Annotated in this window: 15 protein-coding genes; all 15 read left to right on the top strand. The window is 46.6% G+C overall.

Going from position 1 to position 15,840, the window contains the following annotated elements; all coding sequences use genetic code 11:
• Nucleotides 1-28 precede the first annotated feature (28 nt).
• The 15 genes from AC5W2J_RS06195 to AC5W2J_RS06125 all read left to right on the top strand — a co-directional run bounded on the left by AC5W2J_RS06195 (nucleotide 29) and on the right by AC5W2J_RS06125 (nucleotide 15,836).
• A complete protein-coding gene (locus tag AC5W2J_RS06195; protein WP_496058618.1) occupies nucleotides 29-1,876 on the top strand; it encodes a bifunctional homocysteine S-methyltransferase/methylenetetrahydrofolate reductase in 1,848 nt (615 codons plus the stop codon).
• 19 nt (nucleotides 1,877-1,895) lie between these two features.
• Complete coding sequence (gene metH / locus AC5W2J_RS06190; protein ID WP_496058617.1) at nucleotides 1,896-5,357, top strand: methionine synthase; 3,462 nt, start codon at nucleotides 1,896-1,898, stop codon at nucleotides 5,355-5,357.
• Between the two features lie 129 nt (nucleotides 5,358-5,486).
• The gene (gene cmk, locus AC5W2J_RS06185; protein WP_496058616.1) at nucleotides 5,487-6,167 is read left to right on the top strand and encodes a (d)CMP kinase; all 681 of its coding nucleotides are present in this window, start codon (nucleotides 5,487-5,489) and stop codon (nucleotides 6,165-6,167) included.
• Nucleotides 6,164-6,754, top strand: a complete 591-nt coding sequence (locus tag AC5W2J_RS06180; protein WP_496058615.1) for a lysophospholipid acyltransferase family protein — start codon at nucleotides 6,164-6,166, stop codon at nucleotides 6,752-6,754. Before cmk ends, AC5W2J_RS06180 begins: the two co-directional genes overlap by 4 nt.
• Nucleotides 6,755-6,843: 89 nt before the next feature.
• Entirely contained in the window at nucleotides 6,844-7,998 is a 1,155-nt protein-coding gene (gene rpsA / locus AC5W2J_RS06175; RefSeq protein ID WP_496058614.1) for a 30S ribosomal protein S1, read from the top strand.
• A gap of 15 nt (nucleotides 7,999-8,013) precedes the next feature.
• Entirely contained in the window at nucleotides 8,014-9,069 is a 1,056-nt protein-coding gene (gene fni, locus AC5W2J_RS06170; protein WP_496058613.1) for a type 2 isopentenyl-diphosphate Delta-isomerase, read from the top strand.
• A 140-nt stretch (nucleotides 9,070-9,209) separates the two neighbouring features.
• Nucleotides 9,210-10,523, top strand: coding sequence for a ribosome biogenesis GTPase Der (gene der, locus AC5W2J_RS06165; protein ID WP_496058612.1), 1,314 nt, complete (start codon nucleotides 9,210-9,212; stop codon nucleotides 10,521-10,523).
• A 24-nt stretch (nucleotides 10,524-10,547) separates the two neighbouring features.
• Nucleotides 10,548-11,171, top strand: a complete 624-nt coding sequence (gene plsY / locus AC5W2J_RS06160; protein WP_496058611.1) for a glycerol-3-phosphate 1-O-acyltransferase PlsY — start codon at nucleotides 10,548-10,550, stop codon at nucleotides 11,169-11,171.
• Between the two features lie 12 nt (nucleotides 11,172-11,183).
• The gene (locus AC5W2J_RS06155; protein ID WP_496058610.1) at nucleotides 11,184-12,233 is read left to right on the top strand and encodes an NAD(P)H-dependent glycerol-3-phosphate dehydrogenase; all 1,050 of its coding nucleotides are present in this window, start codon (nucleotides 11,184-11,186) and stop codon (nucleotides 12,231-12,233) included.
• 39 nt (nucleotides 12,234-12,272) lie between these two features.
• A complete protein-coding gene (locus AC5W2J_RS06150; protein ID WP_252313344.1) occupies nucleotides 12,273-12,470 on the top strand; it encodes a DUF2768 domain-containing protein in 198 nt (65 codons plus the stop codon).
• Between the two features lie 21 nt (nucleotides 12,471-12,491).
• Nucleotides 12,492-13,232, top strand: coding sequence for a YphF family lipoprotein (locus AC5W2J_RS06145; protein ID WP_496058609.1), 741 nt, complete (start codon nucleotides 12,492-12,494; stop codon nucleotides 13,230-13,232).
• Nucleotides 13,233-13,371: 139 nt separating this feature from the next.
• Nucleotides 13,372-13,941 (top strand): GTP cyclohydrolase I FolE, encoded by a 570-nt coding sequence (gene folE / locus AC5W2J_RS06140; protein WP_496058608.1) that lies wholly within the window; start codon nucleotides 13,372-13,374, stop codon nucleotides 13,939-13,941.
• A gap of 26 nt (nucleotides 13,942-13,967) precedes the next feature.
• Nucleotides 13,968-14,192, top strand: coding sequence for a trp RNA-binding attenuation protein MtrB (gene mtrB / locus AC5W2J_RS06135; protein WP_496058607.1), 225 nt, complete (start codon nucleotides 13,968-13,970; stop codon nucleotides 14,190-14,192).
• Between the two features lie 105 nt (nucleotides 14,193-14,297).
• The gene (locus tag AC5W2J_RS06130; RefSeq protein ID WP_496058606.1) at nucleotides 14,298-15,110 is read left to right on the top strand and encodes a heptaprenyl diphosphate synthase component 1; all 813 of its coding nucleotides are present in this window, start codon (nucleotides 14,298-14,300) and stop codon (nucleotides 15,108-15,110) included.
• A 12-nt stretch (nucleotides 15,111-15,122) separates the two neighbouring features.
• On the top strand, nucleotides 15,123-15,836 hold the full coding sequence (locus tag AC5W2J_RS06125; RefSeq protein WP_496058605.1) for a demethylmenaquinone methyltransferase: 714 nt from the start codon (nucleotides 15,123-15,125) through the stop codon (nucleotides 15,834-15,836).
• The last annotated feature ends 4 nt before the right edge of the window (nucleotides 15,837-15,840 follow it).

Below are 15,840 nucleotides of genomic sequence, written 5' to 3'. Positions count from 1 at the left end.
AAATCACGAACCAGGGGAGTGGCTCGCAGTGAATTTGGCAGAGGAATATTCAAAACGTATGTTAATTGGAGACGGGGCAATGGGGACGTATCTATACGAAAAAGGATACAGCGGCTCCTATGAAGCATTAAATCTCTCAAATCCCGGTCTAATTAAAAACATCCATAAAGAATATGTAGAAGCAGGGTCTGATATTATTCAGACCAATACGTATGCAGCAAACCGCATCAAGCTTGCTAAATATCAGCTGGAAGGTAAAACAGACGATATAAACAGACTTGGCGTTGAAACAGCCAGGGAGGCTGCGGAAGGCAGGGCTTTCGTGTTTGCTACAATAGGAGGCATAAAAGGGCTCCAGAAAATTGAGGAAAGCGACGAAGAGATAAGCAGCGCTTTCTCCGAACAGCTGGATGCCCTGCTGAAAGCAGAGCCGGACGGAATTATTCTGGAAACGTTCTATAACCTCCAGGAAATTTTAGCGGTCATTAAGCTTGTGAAAAGCAAAACAGATCTGCCTGTAATTGCCCAGGTGGCGCTCGGTGAAGTAGGTGTTATGCACAGCGGGCTTCCGCTTGGCGATGCATTTAAACAAATGACGGCAGCCGGAGCGGATGCTGTCGGAGTAAACTGCCGTATGGGACCGTATCACATCCTGAGGTCACTGGAGATGACACCGCTTGACGAACAGACGCTGTATGCGGTACATCCTAATGCAAGCCTGCCGGACATCGATGATGGGCGCTTTGTGTATCAGTCAAATCCGGACTATTTTTATGAAAAAGCACTTGATTTTCAAAATCAGGGAATCGGCATTATCGGAGGGTGCTGCGGTACAACGCCGGAGCATATCGCTCAAATAGCTGCAGCTGTTAAAAATACAGCCCCAAAAACACGGACGGCGCAGGCTGTTGCCCAGAAAGCGGGACAATTCTCTGTCGTAGAACCTCCGTCGACCGAGCCGAGCCTGAGAGAAAAAGCAAAGCAATCCGTTACGGTTATCGTGGAGCTGGATCCGCCTAAGAAGCTGGCAACGTCCAAGTTCGTGGAAGGGGCCCAGACTTTGTATCAGTCCGGCGCAGACGCCGTTACGATGGCGGATAATTCGCTGGCAAGTCCCCGGATTGATAATCTGGCAATGGGAGCACTCGTTAAAAGCATGACCCAGGCCCGGCCACTGCTTCATGTCGCCTGCCGCGATAGAAACCTTATCGGCCTCCAGTCCCACCTGATGGGAATTAATGCCCTCGGTATTCATGATATTCTTGCCGTAACCGGTGATCCCACTAAAGTCGGGGATTTTCCCGGAGCTACCTCCGTATATGATGCGAACTCTTTTGACTTAATTCATTTAATGAAAGAAATGAACAAAGGATTATCTTTTTCCGGAAAGTCGCTCGGCCAGAATACAACGTTTACCGTAGGTGCAGCATTTAACCCCAATGTTCGGAATGTGGACCGGGCTGTACAGCGGCTTGAAAAGAAAATCACCGCCGGCGCCGATTACTTCATGACCCAGCCGGTCTTCGGAGAAGGCCAGTTTAAAGAAATATATGAAGCGACAAAACATATGGACGTACCGGTATATATTGGCATTATGCCTTTAGTCAGCAGCCGGAATGCTGAATTTTTACACAATGAAGTGCCCGGCATTAAACTGACGGATTCGATCCGCCAAAGTATGGCCGCATGCGGGGAGAACCGCGGGCTTGCAGCGGAAGAAGGAATCGCAATAGCGAAAACGCTTATCGACGAAGCGATGGAATATTTTAACGGCATTTATTTAATTACTCCATTTCTTCGTTATGATATTACGTGCCGTTTAACCGAATACATTAGAGAAAAAGCAGCGGTACGAACAGAAGAAAAAAGCAAGTGAACAGAGTGGAGGGAATCAAATGCCTAAAATAGCAATCCAGGACAGGCTGAAAACATCTATTCTCATATTAGATGGAGCAATGGGAACCATGCTGCAGAACGCTGATTTAACCGCAGATGATTTCGGTGGAGAAGAATACGAAGGCTGCAACGAGTATTTAAATGTGACCGCACCTCATGTTCTTGAAAAAATTCACCGGGATTACTTGGAAGCAGGCGCGGATATTATTGAAACGAACACGTTTGGAGCAACGAGCATTGTTCTTGCAGATTATGACCTGCAGCATATGGCGGAAGAGTTAAATATCGCGGCAGCTAAGCTTGCGAAAGACGCTGTCAAAGAAATAGAGACAGAAGATTTTCCGCGTTACGTGGCCGGTGCTATGGGGCCGACGACAAAATCCCTTTCTGTAACCGGGGGAACAACATTTGAAGAACTGACGGAAACATACCGGGAGCAGGCTTCCGGACTGATCAAAGGCGAAGTGGATTTATTTCTGCTGGAAACAAGCCAGGACGTTAGAAACGTGAAAGCGGCCTATTTAGGCATTCAGCAGGCCCAGCAGGAGCTTGGTATTGAACTGCCATTAATGATTTCAGGAACGATTGAGCCGATGGGCACGACGCTTGCCGGTCAATCCATGGAAAGCTTTTATATATCAATAGAGCATATGAACCCGATTGTTGTCGGGTTAAACTGCGCAACCGGACCTGAATTCATGAGAGATCACCTGCGCTCTCTGTCCGAACTTTCGACGACGTATGTCCACTGTTATCCCAATGCGGGGCTGCCGGACGAAGAGGGGCATTACCATGAATCACCGGAATCCCTGACGACAAAGCTGGAAGGCTTTGCTGAGAAAGGCTGGCTGAATGTAGTCGGCGGCTGCTGCGGCACGACGCCCGAGCACATTAAAGTAATGCGTGAAGCGTTAACCAAATTTGAACCGCGTACGCCTTCACAAGGACATCCTCATGTTGTGTCCGGCATTGAGCCGCTTGTATACGAAGAAGATATGCGTCCGCTTTTCGTAGGGGAGCGTACGAACGTTATCGGCTCCAAGAAATTTAAAAGGCTGATCAACGAAGGCAAATTTGAAGAAGCTTCAGAAATTGCACGGGCGCAGGTGAAAAAAGGCGCCCACGTTATTGATGTGTGTCTGGCTGACCCGGACCGGGAAGAAATGGATGATATTGAAGTTTTTTTAAGCCACGTTATTAACAAAGTAAAGGTGCCGCTTATGATTGATTCCACGGATGCAGCGGTTATTGAAAAAGCACTTACGTACTCCCAGGGAAAGGCTATCATTAACTCCATCAACCTCGAAGACGGAGAAGAGCGCTTTGAAGATATTGTACCGATTTTAAAGAAGTTTGGAGCCGCTGTAGTAGTAGGGACGATTGACGAAGTAGGAATGGCCGTTACGACGGAAAGAAAAGTGGAAGTAGCCGTACGCTCCCATGACATTCTCGTTAACCAATACGGGATGAATCCGAAAGATATTATATTTGATCCGCTCGTTTTCCCGGTCGGCACCGGAGACGCGCAGTACATCGGCTCCGCCGAAGCGACAATTAACGGGATTAAAGAAATTAAAAAGGCACTTCCGGACTGTCTGACTATACTCGGTATAAGCAACGTTTCCTTCGGCCTGCCGCCTGTGGGAAGAGAAGTGCTTAATGCCTCCTTTATGTATTACTGCACAAATGCCGGACTGGATTATGCTATCGTTAACACGGAAAAGCTCGAGCGTTTTGCGAGCATTCCGGAAAAAGAGAAGACGATGGCAAAAGAACTGCTTTTTGAAACGTCAGACCAGACTCTTGCTGATTTCACAGCTCACTACCGGGGGAAAAAAGCAGAAAAGAAAACGGTCGAGCAGAATCTTTCGCTGGAAGACAGACTGGCTGAATATATCGTAGAGGGGACAAAAGAGGGCCTTTATAAAGACCTCGATGAAGCCTTGACCAAATACGATGAGCCGTTAAGTATTATTAACGGCCCGCTGATGGTAGGTATGGATAAAGTAGGCAAGCTGTTTAACAACAATGAACTGATTGTAGCGGAAGTACTGCAGAGCGCCGAAGCAATGAAAGCAGCAGTATCGCATCTTGAGCCGTATATGGAAACAAAAGCGGCCGATGATACAGGTAAAGGGAAAATTCTGCTTGCCACCGTTAAAGGCGATGTGCATGATATCGGCAAAAACCTTGTTGATATTATTCTATCCAATAACGGTTTTAAAATTGTAAATTTAGGTATTAAAGTGACTTCCAATGAACTGATTGAAGCCGTTGCTAAAGAGAATCCGGATGCGATCGGATTAAGCGGTCTTCTTGTGAAATCAGCCCAGCAGATGGTGTTGACTGCCCAGGATTTAAAAAACCAGCAGATCTCCATCCCGGTTATGGTAGGCGGAGCGGCGCTGACAAGGAAGTTCACAGAAGAAAAAATCAGCGCGGAATACGACGGCATGGTACTTTATGCAAAAGATGCCATGAATGGCCTTGATCTGGCCAATAGACTTGCACGTCCCGATGATATGAAACAGATGCAGGTGGAGTGGGCGGAAAAACGGGAGAAACGTCTTAATAAGGCAGTGGAAAAACCAAAAGCGGCTACGGCTGTTGCGGAAGCACCGGCCCGTTCGGAAGTTTCTACTACTACGCCTCTGCTCGTACCGCCCGATCTGAAGCCGCATCTGCTGAAAGATTACAGCATCAGCCACCTGCAGCCATATGTTAATATGCAGATGCTTTTAGGCCGTCATCTCGGTGTACAGGGAAAAGTCAGCCGTCTGCTGGCTGAAAAAGATAAAAAGACGGTAGAGCTTAAAGAAAAAGCTGATGACTTAATGGAGCGTGCGAAAAAAGAGCAGATTCTGCGCGCACACGGCATGTATCAATTCTTCCCGGCACAGGCAGATGGCAATACAATCATCGTTTATGCAGATAATGAAGGCACAAAAGAGCTGGAACGTTTTACGTTTCCACGCCAGAACAAGCCGCCATTTTTATGTCTGGCTGATTTTGTGAAACCCAAAGAACAGGGTGTCATGGACTACATTGGGTTTTTAACAGTTACAGCCGGTGAAGGGGTGCGTGCGAGAGCCAATAAAGCGAAAGAAGAAGGCGATTATTTATTCAGCCATCTTATTCAGGCAGCAGCGCTTGAATTAGCAGAAGGCTTTGCAGAACGTGTGCATCAGATTATGCGCGACCAGTGGGGTATTTCCGACCCTACAGACTTTACAATGGAAGATAGATTTTCTGCGAAATACCACGGAATTCGTGTGTCCTTTGGCTATCCGGCCTGCCCGAATCTGGAAGATCAGGCCAAGCTGTTCCGCCTGTTGCAGCCGGAAAAAATCGGTGTGGAATTGACCGAGGAGTACATGATGGAACCGGAAGCATCGGTATCCGCTATGGTATTTTCCCATCCGGAAGGACGATACTTCAGCGTATTGTCTTCCGGCAGATAATAGAGAAACGAATGAAAACGAAAAAGCAGCAGGCTGCTTTTTCGTTTTTCTTGTTTCTGTTAAAACAGGGCAGGGGATAGTATGTTAAAATTCAATAGAATAGACGTGAATAAAGAGTAGAAGAGGAGCTTGAAAATGACAGTTAGTATTGCAATAGACGGCCCTGCAGGCGCCGGAAAAAGTACCGTAGCAAAGAAAACAGCCTACCTGCTTGGCTATACATATATTGATACAGGTTCCATGTACAGGGCGCTTACGTACCTCGCCCTAGAAAATCAGGCAGATCCGGAAAAAGAAGAAGAACTGCTGCCGCTTCTTCAGAATCTTGAAATTGAATGGAAGCAGGAAGAAGGAGAAAATGTTATTTATATTAATCAACAGAACGCAGCAGCTGCGATCCGCACGGGGGAAGTAACCGCAAACGTGTCGGCAGTATCGGCTCATCCGCTTATCCGCGAACGAATGGTGGAAAAACAGCGGGAGCTGGCGGCAGCCGGCAGCGCTGTACTGGACGGCAGAGATATTGGCACGACCGTTCTTCCCGACGCAGAGGTGAAAATTTTTATGACGGCGAGTGTAGAAGAAAGAGCACGCAGGCGTCATGAAGAAAATACAGCTAAAGGAATTGTATCCCGGCTGAAGACGATACAGCAGGAAATTGCCGAGCGCGACTTAAAAGACTCTACGAGAGCCGTCTCTCCGCTGATCAAAGCAGATGATGCAGTAGAGCTTGATACGACAAATTTATCAATAGATGAAGTGGTAGAGAAGATTTTGGAAATGGTAAAGGAAAGGACGTCTAAAGCATGAGATTATATACGATCGGAAAAGCATTATGCAGCATTTTTTTCCGGGCTGCCCTCAGAGTGGAAATAGAAGGGAAAGAAAACTTCCCCTCCGAAGGACCGGTCTTAATCTGTTCCAACCACGTAAGCAATTTTGATCCCCCGCTGGTAGGGACGTTTATTAAACGGGATGTCGTATTTATGGCAAAAGAAGAATTGGTAACGAACCGTTTTGCAGGACCGATTATCTCCAGGCTGGAGGTCATGCCGGTAAAAAGAGGAATGGCGGACAGGCAGGCTTTGAAGCAGGGTCTGCAAATACTTAAAGATGGAAAGGTTTTGTGTTTGTTCCCAGAGGGTACTAGAAGTAAGACCGGTGCAATAGGAGAGGGACTCTCAGGAGCAGGCTTTTTCGCGCTCCGCTCCTCAGCTGTTGTCGTACCGGTTGCCATAACAGGAGAATTCAAGCCTTTTGGAAAAGTGAAAATTTCCTACGGAACTCCGGTTAACATGTCGAAGCTCCGCAAGGAAAAAGCCAACGCTGAAACAGCAACTAAAGTAATTATGAAGAGTATTAAAGAGCTGAAAGAGTCCCAGATTCTATTGAAATAACAAAGAAATAGGTATTTTCTTTTGCTTATGGCCTATTTTTTATTATAATAGATATAGTAGCGAGGAAAAGTAGAAGGAGGCAATGGACAATGGTCGATGAAATGAACAACGAGTTAGCTGGAATGAATGATATTAAAGAAGGAGATATCGTCAAAGGCAAGGTAACAAAGGTTGAAGAAAAGCAGGCCTTTGCTGATGTGGGATACAAGGTGGATGCAGTTATTCCAATAAGTGAGCTGTCCGGTCTTCACGTGGAAAAAGTAGAAGACGTCCTGAAAGAAGGGGACGAGATTGAGTGTAAGGTTACAAAGATAGAAGATGATGAACTGGTTATTTCAAGAAAAGCTGCGCTCGCTGATAGAGCATGGGGAGAACTGGAATCCAAGTTTGAAAACGGTGATATTATTGAGGCAGAAGTAGCAGAAGTAGTTAAAGGCGGCCTTGTAGTTGATCTTGGCGTACGCGGATTTATCCCGGCTTCATTAGTGGAAAGACACTTTGTCGAAGATTTTTCTGATTACAAAGGACGCACCCTTTCTTTAAAGATCATTGAAATTGATTCTGCGGACAACAAATTAATCCTATCCCAGAGAGCGGTATTGGATGAGCAGGCAAACCGTCAGAAAAAAGACGTGCTCGAACAGCTTCAGGTTGGCGATACCGTGAAAGGTACCGTGCAACGTTTGACTGACTTTGGTGCTTTTGTTGACGTAGGCGGAGTAGATGGACTGGTTCACATTTCACAGATGGCTCATCACCGTGTAGAATCTCCAGGTGAGATTGTTAAAGAGGGTGAAGAAGTACAGGTGAAAATTCTGGCAGTGGATACTGACAGCGAGAGGGTTTCCCTTTCTATTAAAGACACTCTTCCTGGACCATGGACCACGATAGAAGGACAAATGGAGCCGGGCGATATTATCGAAGGTCAGGTAAAGCGTCTTGTTTCTTTCGGAGCATTTGTTGAAGTGGCACCAGGTGTAGAAGGACTGGTTCACATTTCTCAAATCGCGGATCGTCATATTGGTACGCCGGGTGAAGTGCTCGAAGAAGGCCAGGCTGTGAAAGTGAAAATACTGGATATTACTCCTTCCGAGCAGCGGATCAGCTTAAGCATCCGTGAACTGGAAAAAGCGGACAAACCAGATCAGAAAGTACAACAGGAGTACGATGCACCGGAAGACGATCACTCTGGATTTTCTCTCGGAGACATGATCGGCGATCAGCTGAAAAAATATAAAAAATAAGGGGTTCGATGTGTCGTGTCAAGAGCACAGCGTAAACAGGACCACATCACTCATGCATTAGCGACAGGGTTCGCTGATGCATCGAGTTATGATGATCTTCGTTTTGTACACAACAGTCTCCCCGGCTCCTCAGTGGGCAATATAAGCTATACTACTAATGTCGGCGGACTTTCCTTAAGTTCGCCGATTATTATTAATGCGATGACCGGAGGCGGCGGAGAAAAAACAGAATCGATTAACCGGATGCTGGCACAGGCGGCGAAAGCTACTAACACTGCAATGGCAGTAGGGTCTCAGATGTCAGCAATTAAAGATACGGCAGAAGCTGCATCTTACCAGGTCGTACGCCATGAAAATCCTGATGGTATTATTTTTGCCAATTTGGGCAGCGAGGCGACGCCTCAGCAGGCCGCGCAGGCTGTAAATATGATTGAAGCAGATGCTCTGCAGATTCATCTGAATGTTATTCAGGAACTGGTTATGCCTGAAGGAGACAGGGATTTTAGAGGGGCGCTGGATCGTATTCAGGAAGTGCGTCAAAGCCTGAATATACCTATTATCGTAAAAGAAGTAGGATTTGGTATGTCGGCGGAAGCATTTCAAACGCTTGAAGAAGCAGGCATTACAGTGATTGATACGGGCGGAAGCGGAGGCACCAACTTTTCTGCAGTCGAAAACAGCAGGCGGGAAGCCAAATGGTCTTTTTTTGATCAATGGGGCATCAGCAGTGCGGCTGCCGTAGCAGAGTCTGCATTTGTACATAAACAGGCGGACATCATTGGTTCCGGCGGTATCAGGCATGCATTGGACGCTGCGAAAGCTATAGCACTCGGTGCTTCTGCAGTAGGCATTGCAGGGAAAGTACTAGAAGCAGTTCATGAGAACGGGACAAAAGGAGGCACCGCTTACCTGAATGCGGTGCTTGAACAGCTGACGTATATTATGACGGCCGTCGGTGCAGAAGATATTCGGTCGTTACAGCGGGCTCCTCTTGTTCTTTCAGGAGCAACAGCACATTGGTTAAAAGAAAGAGGATTTGATACAAAAAGCTATGCTGCAAGAGCAAAATAACGGCAGGAGGAGGCCGGTTCTATGAAAAAACATAGAACCGGCTCTTTCTATGGTTATGTAGAGGGTGAAAATCTAGTATAATAAACGAGGAACAAATAAATGACAGAGTTTTTGTTAAGGGATAGGAATGAGGGAGTAAGATGGCAAAGCCAACAATAGCAATAGTAGGAAGACCGAACGTAGGAAAATCAACCGTTTTTAACCGGATTATAGGAGAGCGGGTGGCTATCGTCCAGGATGAGCCGGGTATTACCCGTGATCGTTTATATAATAACGCGGAATGGCTGAACAGAGAATTTTTTGTTATAGATACCGGGGGAATTGATCTCGGAGACGAGCCGTTTCTTGATCAGATGAGAGCCCAGGCTGAAATTGCAATCGACGAGGCGGATGTTGTCTTGTTTGTAGTAAACGGCCGGGACGGAATCACGACGGCTGACCAGGAAGCAGCAAACCTTCTGCTTCGTTCAAAAAAGCCCGTAGTAGTAGCAGTAAATAAAATTGACAGCCCGGCTATGCAGACGCAGATGTATGAATTTTATTCATTGGGGTTCGGGGATGTGTATCCGGTATCCGGGTCTCACGGCATCGGCCTTGGTGACCTGCTTGATCGTGCCCTTGAATTCTTTCCGGACCAATCGGAAAAAGAATACGACGAAGATACCATTCAAATGGCAGTGATCGGCCGGCCAAACGTCGGAAAATCCTCCCTTGTAAACGCGCTTCTTGGTGAAGAACGAGTCATCGTAAGCGAGATCGCAGGAACTACACGGGATGCTATTGACACTCCGTTTGAAAAAGACGGCCAGGAATACGTCATCGTTGATACTGCCGGTATGAGACGCCGGGGTAAAGTATATGAAGCAACGGAAAAGTACAGTGTACTCCGTGCGATGAAAGCACTGGAGCGCGCAGATGTTGTGCTCACGCTGATTGACGGGGAACAGGGAATAAAAGAACAGGATAAAAAAATTGCCGGCTATGCCCATGAAGCAGGACGGGCCATCGTTATTGTCGTTAACAAATGGGATGCGATGGAAAAGGATGAAAAAACAATGCAGGAATTCACGCAGAAGATTCGGGAAGAATTTCAATTTCTGTCGTATGCCCCCATTGTATTTTTATCCGCCAAAACGAAAAAAAGAATGAAAAATCTGCTTCCAATTGTAAAAACAGTAGCAGAAAACCACAGCCTTCGTGTGCCGACAAACGTCTTAAACGACGTTATTTCCGATGCCGTTGCGATGAACCCAACGCCAACTGAGCATAATAAGCGCCTGCGGATTAATTATGCAACACAGGTAGCTATTGCTCCACCGGTAGTGGTGTTGTTTGTAAACGAACCGGAACTTATGCACTTCTCCTATAGACGCTATATCGAAAATAAGCTGCGGGAAGCTTTTCATTTTGAAGGCACACCGCTTAAGATATACGCAAGAAAAAAGAACGAATAGTCTACTGTAAGGGAGCAGAAGCGAATGGGAGTCATTCTGTCAATTATCATAGCCTACCTGATCGGTTCGATCAGTTTCAGTTATGTGATCGCTAAAAGGGTTAAAAAAATCGATATTAGAAAGCATGGCAGCGGCAATGCCGGAGCAACCAATACCCTTCGGGTGCTGGGAAAAGGCCCGGCTGTCCTGGTCCTGATGCTTGATATAGCAAAAGGGATTGCTGCAGTATGGATTGCAGCCGGGCTGGAGGCTGTACCCTTCCTGGCCTCCGGTGCTGAAGGGCTTGCACCAGCGGCAGCCGGACTGGCTGTCATTCTCGGCCATAACTGGCCGGTATATTTTGGATTTAAAGGCGGTAAAGGGGTGGCAACAACGATTGGCGTAATCAGTACGCTGTTTTTCTTTCCAGCAGTTTACGCTGGTATCGTTGCTATCGTTGTCATTCTCATAACGCGCTACGTCTCGCTTGGATCCCTGTTGTTTATTCTCGGCACATCGCTGCTGTTAATTATTACAGCAGGGTCCGGCACCCATCCGGTGTCCTATATTTTTCTCAGCATCATCTTGTCCGTGCTTGCCGTATGGACCCATCGTTCCAATATAGACCGGCTTCTTAAGGGACAGGAAAACAAACTGGGAGCGAAATAAAGGAGGATCACTATGTCAAAAGTGAAAGCAGCCGTTATCGGGGCAGGAAGCTGGGGAACCGCTCTTGCCCAGGTGCTTGCTGATAATGGACACAGCGTCCAGCTCTGGGGCAGAAGGAATGAACTGGCTGTAGAAATTAATGAGACACATATTAATTCACGCTACCTGCCTAATGTGGTGCTCGATTCTACTATTAAGGCTTACAGTGATTTGTCGGCAACCGACACGGATAATGATTATATTATCTGCGCCGTGCCGACAAAAGCTATCAGGGAGACGATAGAACAGCTTCGCCCGCTTCTTCATGAAAACAGCATCCTCGTCCATGCGTCCAAAGGCATCGAGCCGGGAACGTTTAAGCGGATTTCCGAAATGATGGAAGAAGAGCTTGAAGGGGTATCCTATAAAGCTGTAGCTGTATTATCGGGACCAAGTCACGCTGAAGAAGTAGGCATTAAACAGCCGACTACGGTAGCTGTTTCATCCAAAAATCTGGAGGCAGCAGCCTCTGTCCAGGATTTATTTATGAATAACTATTTTCGCGTTTATACAAACGAAGATATGATTGGCGTGGAAATCGGAGGCGCGTTAAAAAATATTATTGCGCTGGGCATTGGCATGACTGACGGCCTCGGCTATGGCGATAATACGAAAGCGGCGCTGATGACGAGAGGGCTTGCAGAAATTACCCGGTTGGGTGTTGCTCTCGGCGCCAATCCGATGACTTTTATAGGTCTTTCCGGTCTTGGTGATTTAATCGTGACCTGCACGAGCGAACACAGCAGAAACTGGAGAGCCGGCCGTCTTCTCGGCCGGGGCAGGAAGCTGGATGACGTGCTTGATGAGATGGGCATGGTCGTAGAAGGAGTCCGTACGACAAAAGCGGTGTTTGAGCTGGCAGCAGCAGAGAACGTCGAAATGCCGATTACGTCGGCTCTGTACAGCGTCCTGTTTGAAGAAGAACCGCCTCTGCAGGCGGCGGACCGGCTGATGGGCCGAGTGAAAAAGAATGAAGAAGAAAGCTCTTTTATGGGAAGAAACGAAGGCGGCCGGGAAAGTTAGGCCGCTTCTTTTCCTTTATAGAAAAAAGGAGGATGTAAAATGACAGCGCTTCAAAATATGTGGGTGTCGTTTATTGGATTGTTTTTAATGTTTGTTTCTACGGCTGCCGCAGTACTCGGCAAAGAAAAGCTGACAGGGGTGCTCCGTTTTATCGTGATGACGTTCTCGTTTATCTGTTTGGTTATCGCGGGGCTTATCGTCTTTATTGTCGTATTTAGAGGGCCTCTGGCAGAATAATACCAGAAAGGGGAAAACCAGATGAATAAACAAAAAAAAGCCGTTATTTTGGGATTTATTCCTCTTTTGCTGCTCGGTGGCTGTTTTTATCCCAACAGCGGAGCTGAACAAAGACAGGGGCCGGATGAAAGCCAGATTGCTGCCGTGCAGCAGGCCGTAGACCAGTACAGAGAAGATGAAATCAACCTTTTACCTATTCGTACCCCTGAACACAATCCCCCATTGTATGAACGGTACGTGATTGATTTCAGGGAATTAATGCCGCGCTATATGCAGGAGCCTCCTGCCAACTCTTTTGAAAGCGGAGGAAGCTACCAGTACATGATTGTAGATCCGGAAGACGATGCGGAAGTGAAAGTAATCGACCTTCGAATGACCCGTGAGATCAGGGAGTTTGAACAAAGAGTCGGTGTCTACATAGCAGAAAACGAATTTGCCCCTATTAAAGAAGCTGTGGCTCCGGGAATATTTGAAGCAGACCTTGAAAAACTGGAATATGATGAGCAGCCGACGGTAGCGAGTCCCTACTTTAACACGAGCCTGCCGCTTCTTATCAACGCAGACGGCGAAGCGATCGTTGACTATTCCATCGATATTAACCGTGCGCTTGAAGTACATGGTGCCTCGATAGAAGAGGGAGAAGATGCAAGAACCGTACTCGTCGAACACTATCCGGTCGTGCCGGCTTTTTCCGGTACTTATGAACTGGATGAAAACGGTGAACCTGTATTAACAGGTGAAGAAGAGCCGGGCGAGCTGTAATGCCCGGTGATAGTTTACATAATATAAATATCAGATACAAGATTCCTGCCAATCCCTTGAAGTGCTAGCTTTGCTTTATAAATAGCGGTATGCTAAAATTTTCAAAGACAAAGATAAAATAAGGGTAGGGGGAAGAGTAGTGGCTCCTTTTGATCATAAAAAAATAGAACAAGCCGTTACATTAATATTAGAAGCAGTTGGGGAGGACCCGAATCGGGAAGGCCTGGAAGATACGCCGAAAAGAGTGGCAAGAATGTATCAGGAAGTATTCAAAGGTATTCACGAAGACCCTTCCAATCATTTAAAAACCGTCTTCGGAGAACAGCATGAAGAACTCGTCTTAGTAAAAGATATTGATTTTTATTCTATGTGTGAACACCATTTAGTTCCATTTTTTGGTAAAGCCCATGTAGGCTACATACCCAAAGGCGGCAAGGTGACCGGCCTCAGCAAGCTTGCAAGAACAGTAGAGTCGGTAGCAAGCAAACCACAGCTGCAGGAGCGGATTACATCAACGATTGCAGATACAATAGTAGAAACGCTTCAGCCCCATGGAGCGATAGTCGTCATAGAGGCAGAACACATGTGCATGGCGATGCGCGGAGTGAAAAAACCAGGAGCGATGACGGTAACCTCAGCCGTAAGAGGAAGTTTACAAAAGGACGCAGCCGCTAGAGCTGAAGTCTTTTCTTTAATAAACAAAGGGTAAAAACAAAAAAGGCAGGGGAACTAAAAATGAGCGGAGCGCAGGATTTTTTTGTAGTAAAAGCAGAGGAAGATGGAGTAAATGTGATTGGTTTAACCAGAGGTACAGACACAAAGTTTCATCATTCCGAAAAGCTTGATAAAGGCGAAGTGATGGTAGCACAGTTTACAGAGCATACGTCCGCTATTAAAATCAGAGGCAAAGCTCTTGTCCAGACGAGCCACGGGGAAGTTCATACGGATTCCCAGACATAAATAAAAGGCGCATTGCATGTATAAAATAACGAAGCAGGCGCCTTTTTCCTGCTTTATATGAAAGCGACAGCATTTTTCGAAAACATGTCAATGGGGGACAATGCAATGACAGATCAAACATTCAGGGAAGCTGATATCGAACGGATTGAAGCGCTTTTTCGATCCAAAGCCTCTCATCAATATGTGTCAACGATTACAGGCGAAATAGCCGTAAATAAGAGCATGATCTATTTTCTGCTTGATATTATGCAGCATGTGGATTTAGACCCTTTTTACAAAGAGGAACAAATCGTAGCGGCACTTATGGTAGACGGAGCTTTTGAAACACATGAGCATGTGCAGATTGCACCGGTGCAGTCTGCGCTGCAGAAAAAAAAGCGCCAGTTAACAATTTTGGCAGGGGACTATCACTGGAGTCTTTATTATTCGATGCTTGCCCACCAAATACACGCGCCGATTTTAAAAGTGTTCAGTACTTCTATCCAGCTTATCAACGAAGAAAAAATGCGGCTTCATCTTGCAGAAAGTACGGGCAAAGCCGATTTTCTGAAACGTCTGGAAACGATTGAATCGGGTTTCCTGCAGAATATCGCCATGTATTACGGGCAGAAAGAAACGGCGGAAGCTGCGAACGCATTTTTTATGTTTAAGCGTTTAAATGACGAACTGCAGGTTCAGGAGCAGCAGCCTTTATCCGCCTTTATGGCGGCGGTTCATGCGTATTGGACGAACGACGTCGAGGCTTCTCTTCAGGAAGATGCGGTTCTTGGGCTTGAAGAGCTTCACTGGCTGCAGGATCTTCGGGAGAACTATTTTCTTGAACTGCAGCGGTATGCAGCCCGGGTACCGGAAACTTCTTTGATTTTCAGGCATTTAAACAATACCATCTCACAGTATGAGAATAAATTTATTCAGTAAGGAGGGCGTATGTTGGGGCAGTCTAAAGAAGAACGCGTGCATGACGTATTTGAAACCATTTATGAAAAATACGACTCAATGAACTCGATTATCAGTTTTAACCTGCATAAGTCCTGGAGAAAAGAAGTGATGCGGCAGATGAACGTTCCCAAAGGAGCTTCCGCTTTGGATTTATGCTGCGGGACTGCCGACTGGACGCTCAGCCTTGCGGAAGCAGCCGGGCCGGAAGGACAGGTCAAAGGCCTTGATTTCAGCGCAAACATGTTAAAAATTGGGCAGCGTAAAGTCACGCAATCCGGCTGGGATACGATAGAGCTGGTAGAAGGCAATGCGATGGACCTGCCGTTTGCGTCCAGCAGCTTTGATTTTGTTACGATAGGATTCGGCCTGCGCAATGTCCCTGATTACGATCAGACGATGCGGGAGATGTACCGTGTGCTGAAGCCGGGAGGAATGGCAGTATGCCTTGAGACCTCCCAACCGGAAAAAAAGTCGGTCGAAAAAGTATACTCTCTCTACTTTAAGTATATTATGCCAAGGCTAGGAAAGTACCTGGCGGGACGTTTTGATGAATATTCCTGGCTGCAGGAATCGACGATGAATTTCCCTAACAAAATGGCCCTTGCCGTTATGTTTAAACAGGCCGGTTTTAAAACCGTAACCGTTCATTCTTTTTCAATGGGAGCAGCTGCAGCGCATTTTGCACATAAACAATTGGATCAATAGATAG

This window comes from Sinobaca sp. SA16-1 (genome assembly GCF_059510515.1).
This window is presented reverse-complemented; position numbering and strand designations above follow the sequence as displayed.

Excerpts from the sequence above, each read along its gene's own strand:
- AC5W2J_RS06130 (WP_496058606.1), top strand. The coding sequence starts at position 14,298 with ATGACAGATCAAACATTCAGGGAAGCTGATATCGAACGGATTGAAGCG.
- AC5W2J_RS06150 (WP_252313344.1), top strand. The coding sequence starts at position 12,273 with ATGACAGCGCTTCAAAATATGTGGGTGTCGTTTATTGGATTGTTTTTA.
- plsY (WP_496058611.1), top strand. The coding sequence starts at position 10,548 with ATGGGAGTCATTCTGTCAATTATCATAGCCTACCTGATCGGTTCGATC.
- mtrB (WP_496058607.1), top strand. The coding sequence starts at position 13,968 with ATGAGCGGAGCGCAGGATTTTTTTGTAGTAAAAGCAGAGGAAGATGGA.
- metH (WP_496058617.1), top strand. The coding sequence starts at position 1,896 with ATGCCTAAAATAGCAATCCAGGACAGGCTGAAAACATCTATTCTCATA.
- AC5W2J_RS06145 (WP_496058609.1), top strand. The coding sequence starts at position 12,492 with ATGAATAAACAAAAAAAAGCCGTTATTTTGGGATTTATTCCTCTTTTG.
- AC5W2J_RS06155 (WP_496058610.1), top strand. The coding sequence starts at position 11,184 with ATGTCAAAAGTGAAAGCAGCCGTTATCGGGGCAGGAAGCTGGGGAACC.
- der (WP_496058612.1), top strand. The coding sequence starts at position 9,210 with ATGGCAAAGCCAACAATAGCAATAGTAGGAAGACCGAACGTAGGAAAA.
- AC5W2J_RS06180 (WP_496058615.1), top strand. The coding sequence starts at position 6,164 with ATGAGATTATATACGATCGGAAAAGCATTATGCAGCATTTTTTTCCGG.
- rpsA (WP_496058614.1), top strand. The coding sequence starts at position 6,844 with ATGGTCGATGAAATGAACAACGAGTTAGCTGGAATGAATGATATTAAA.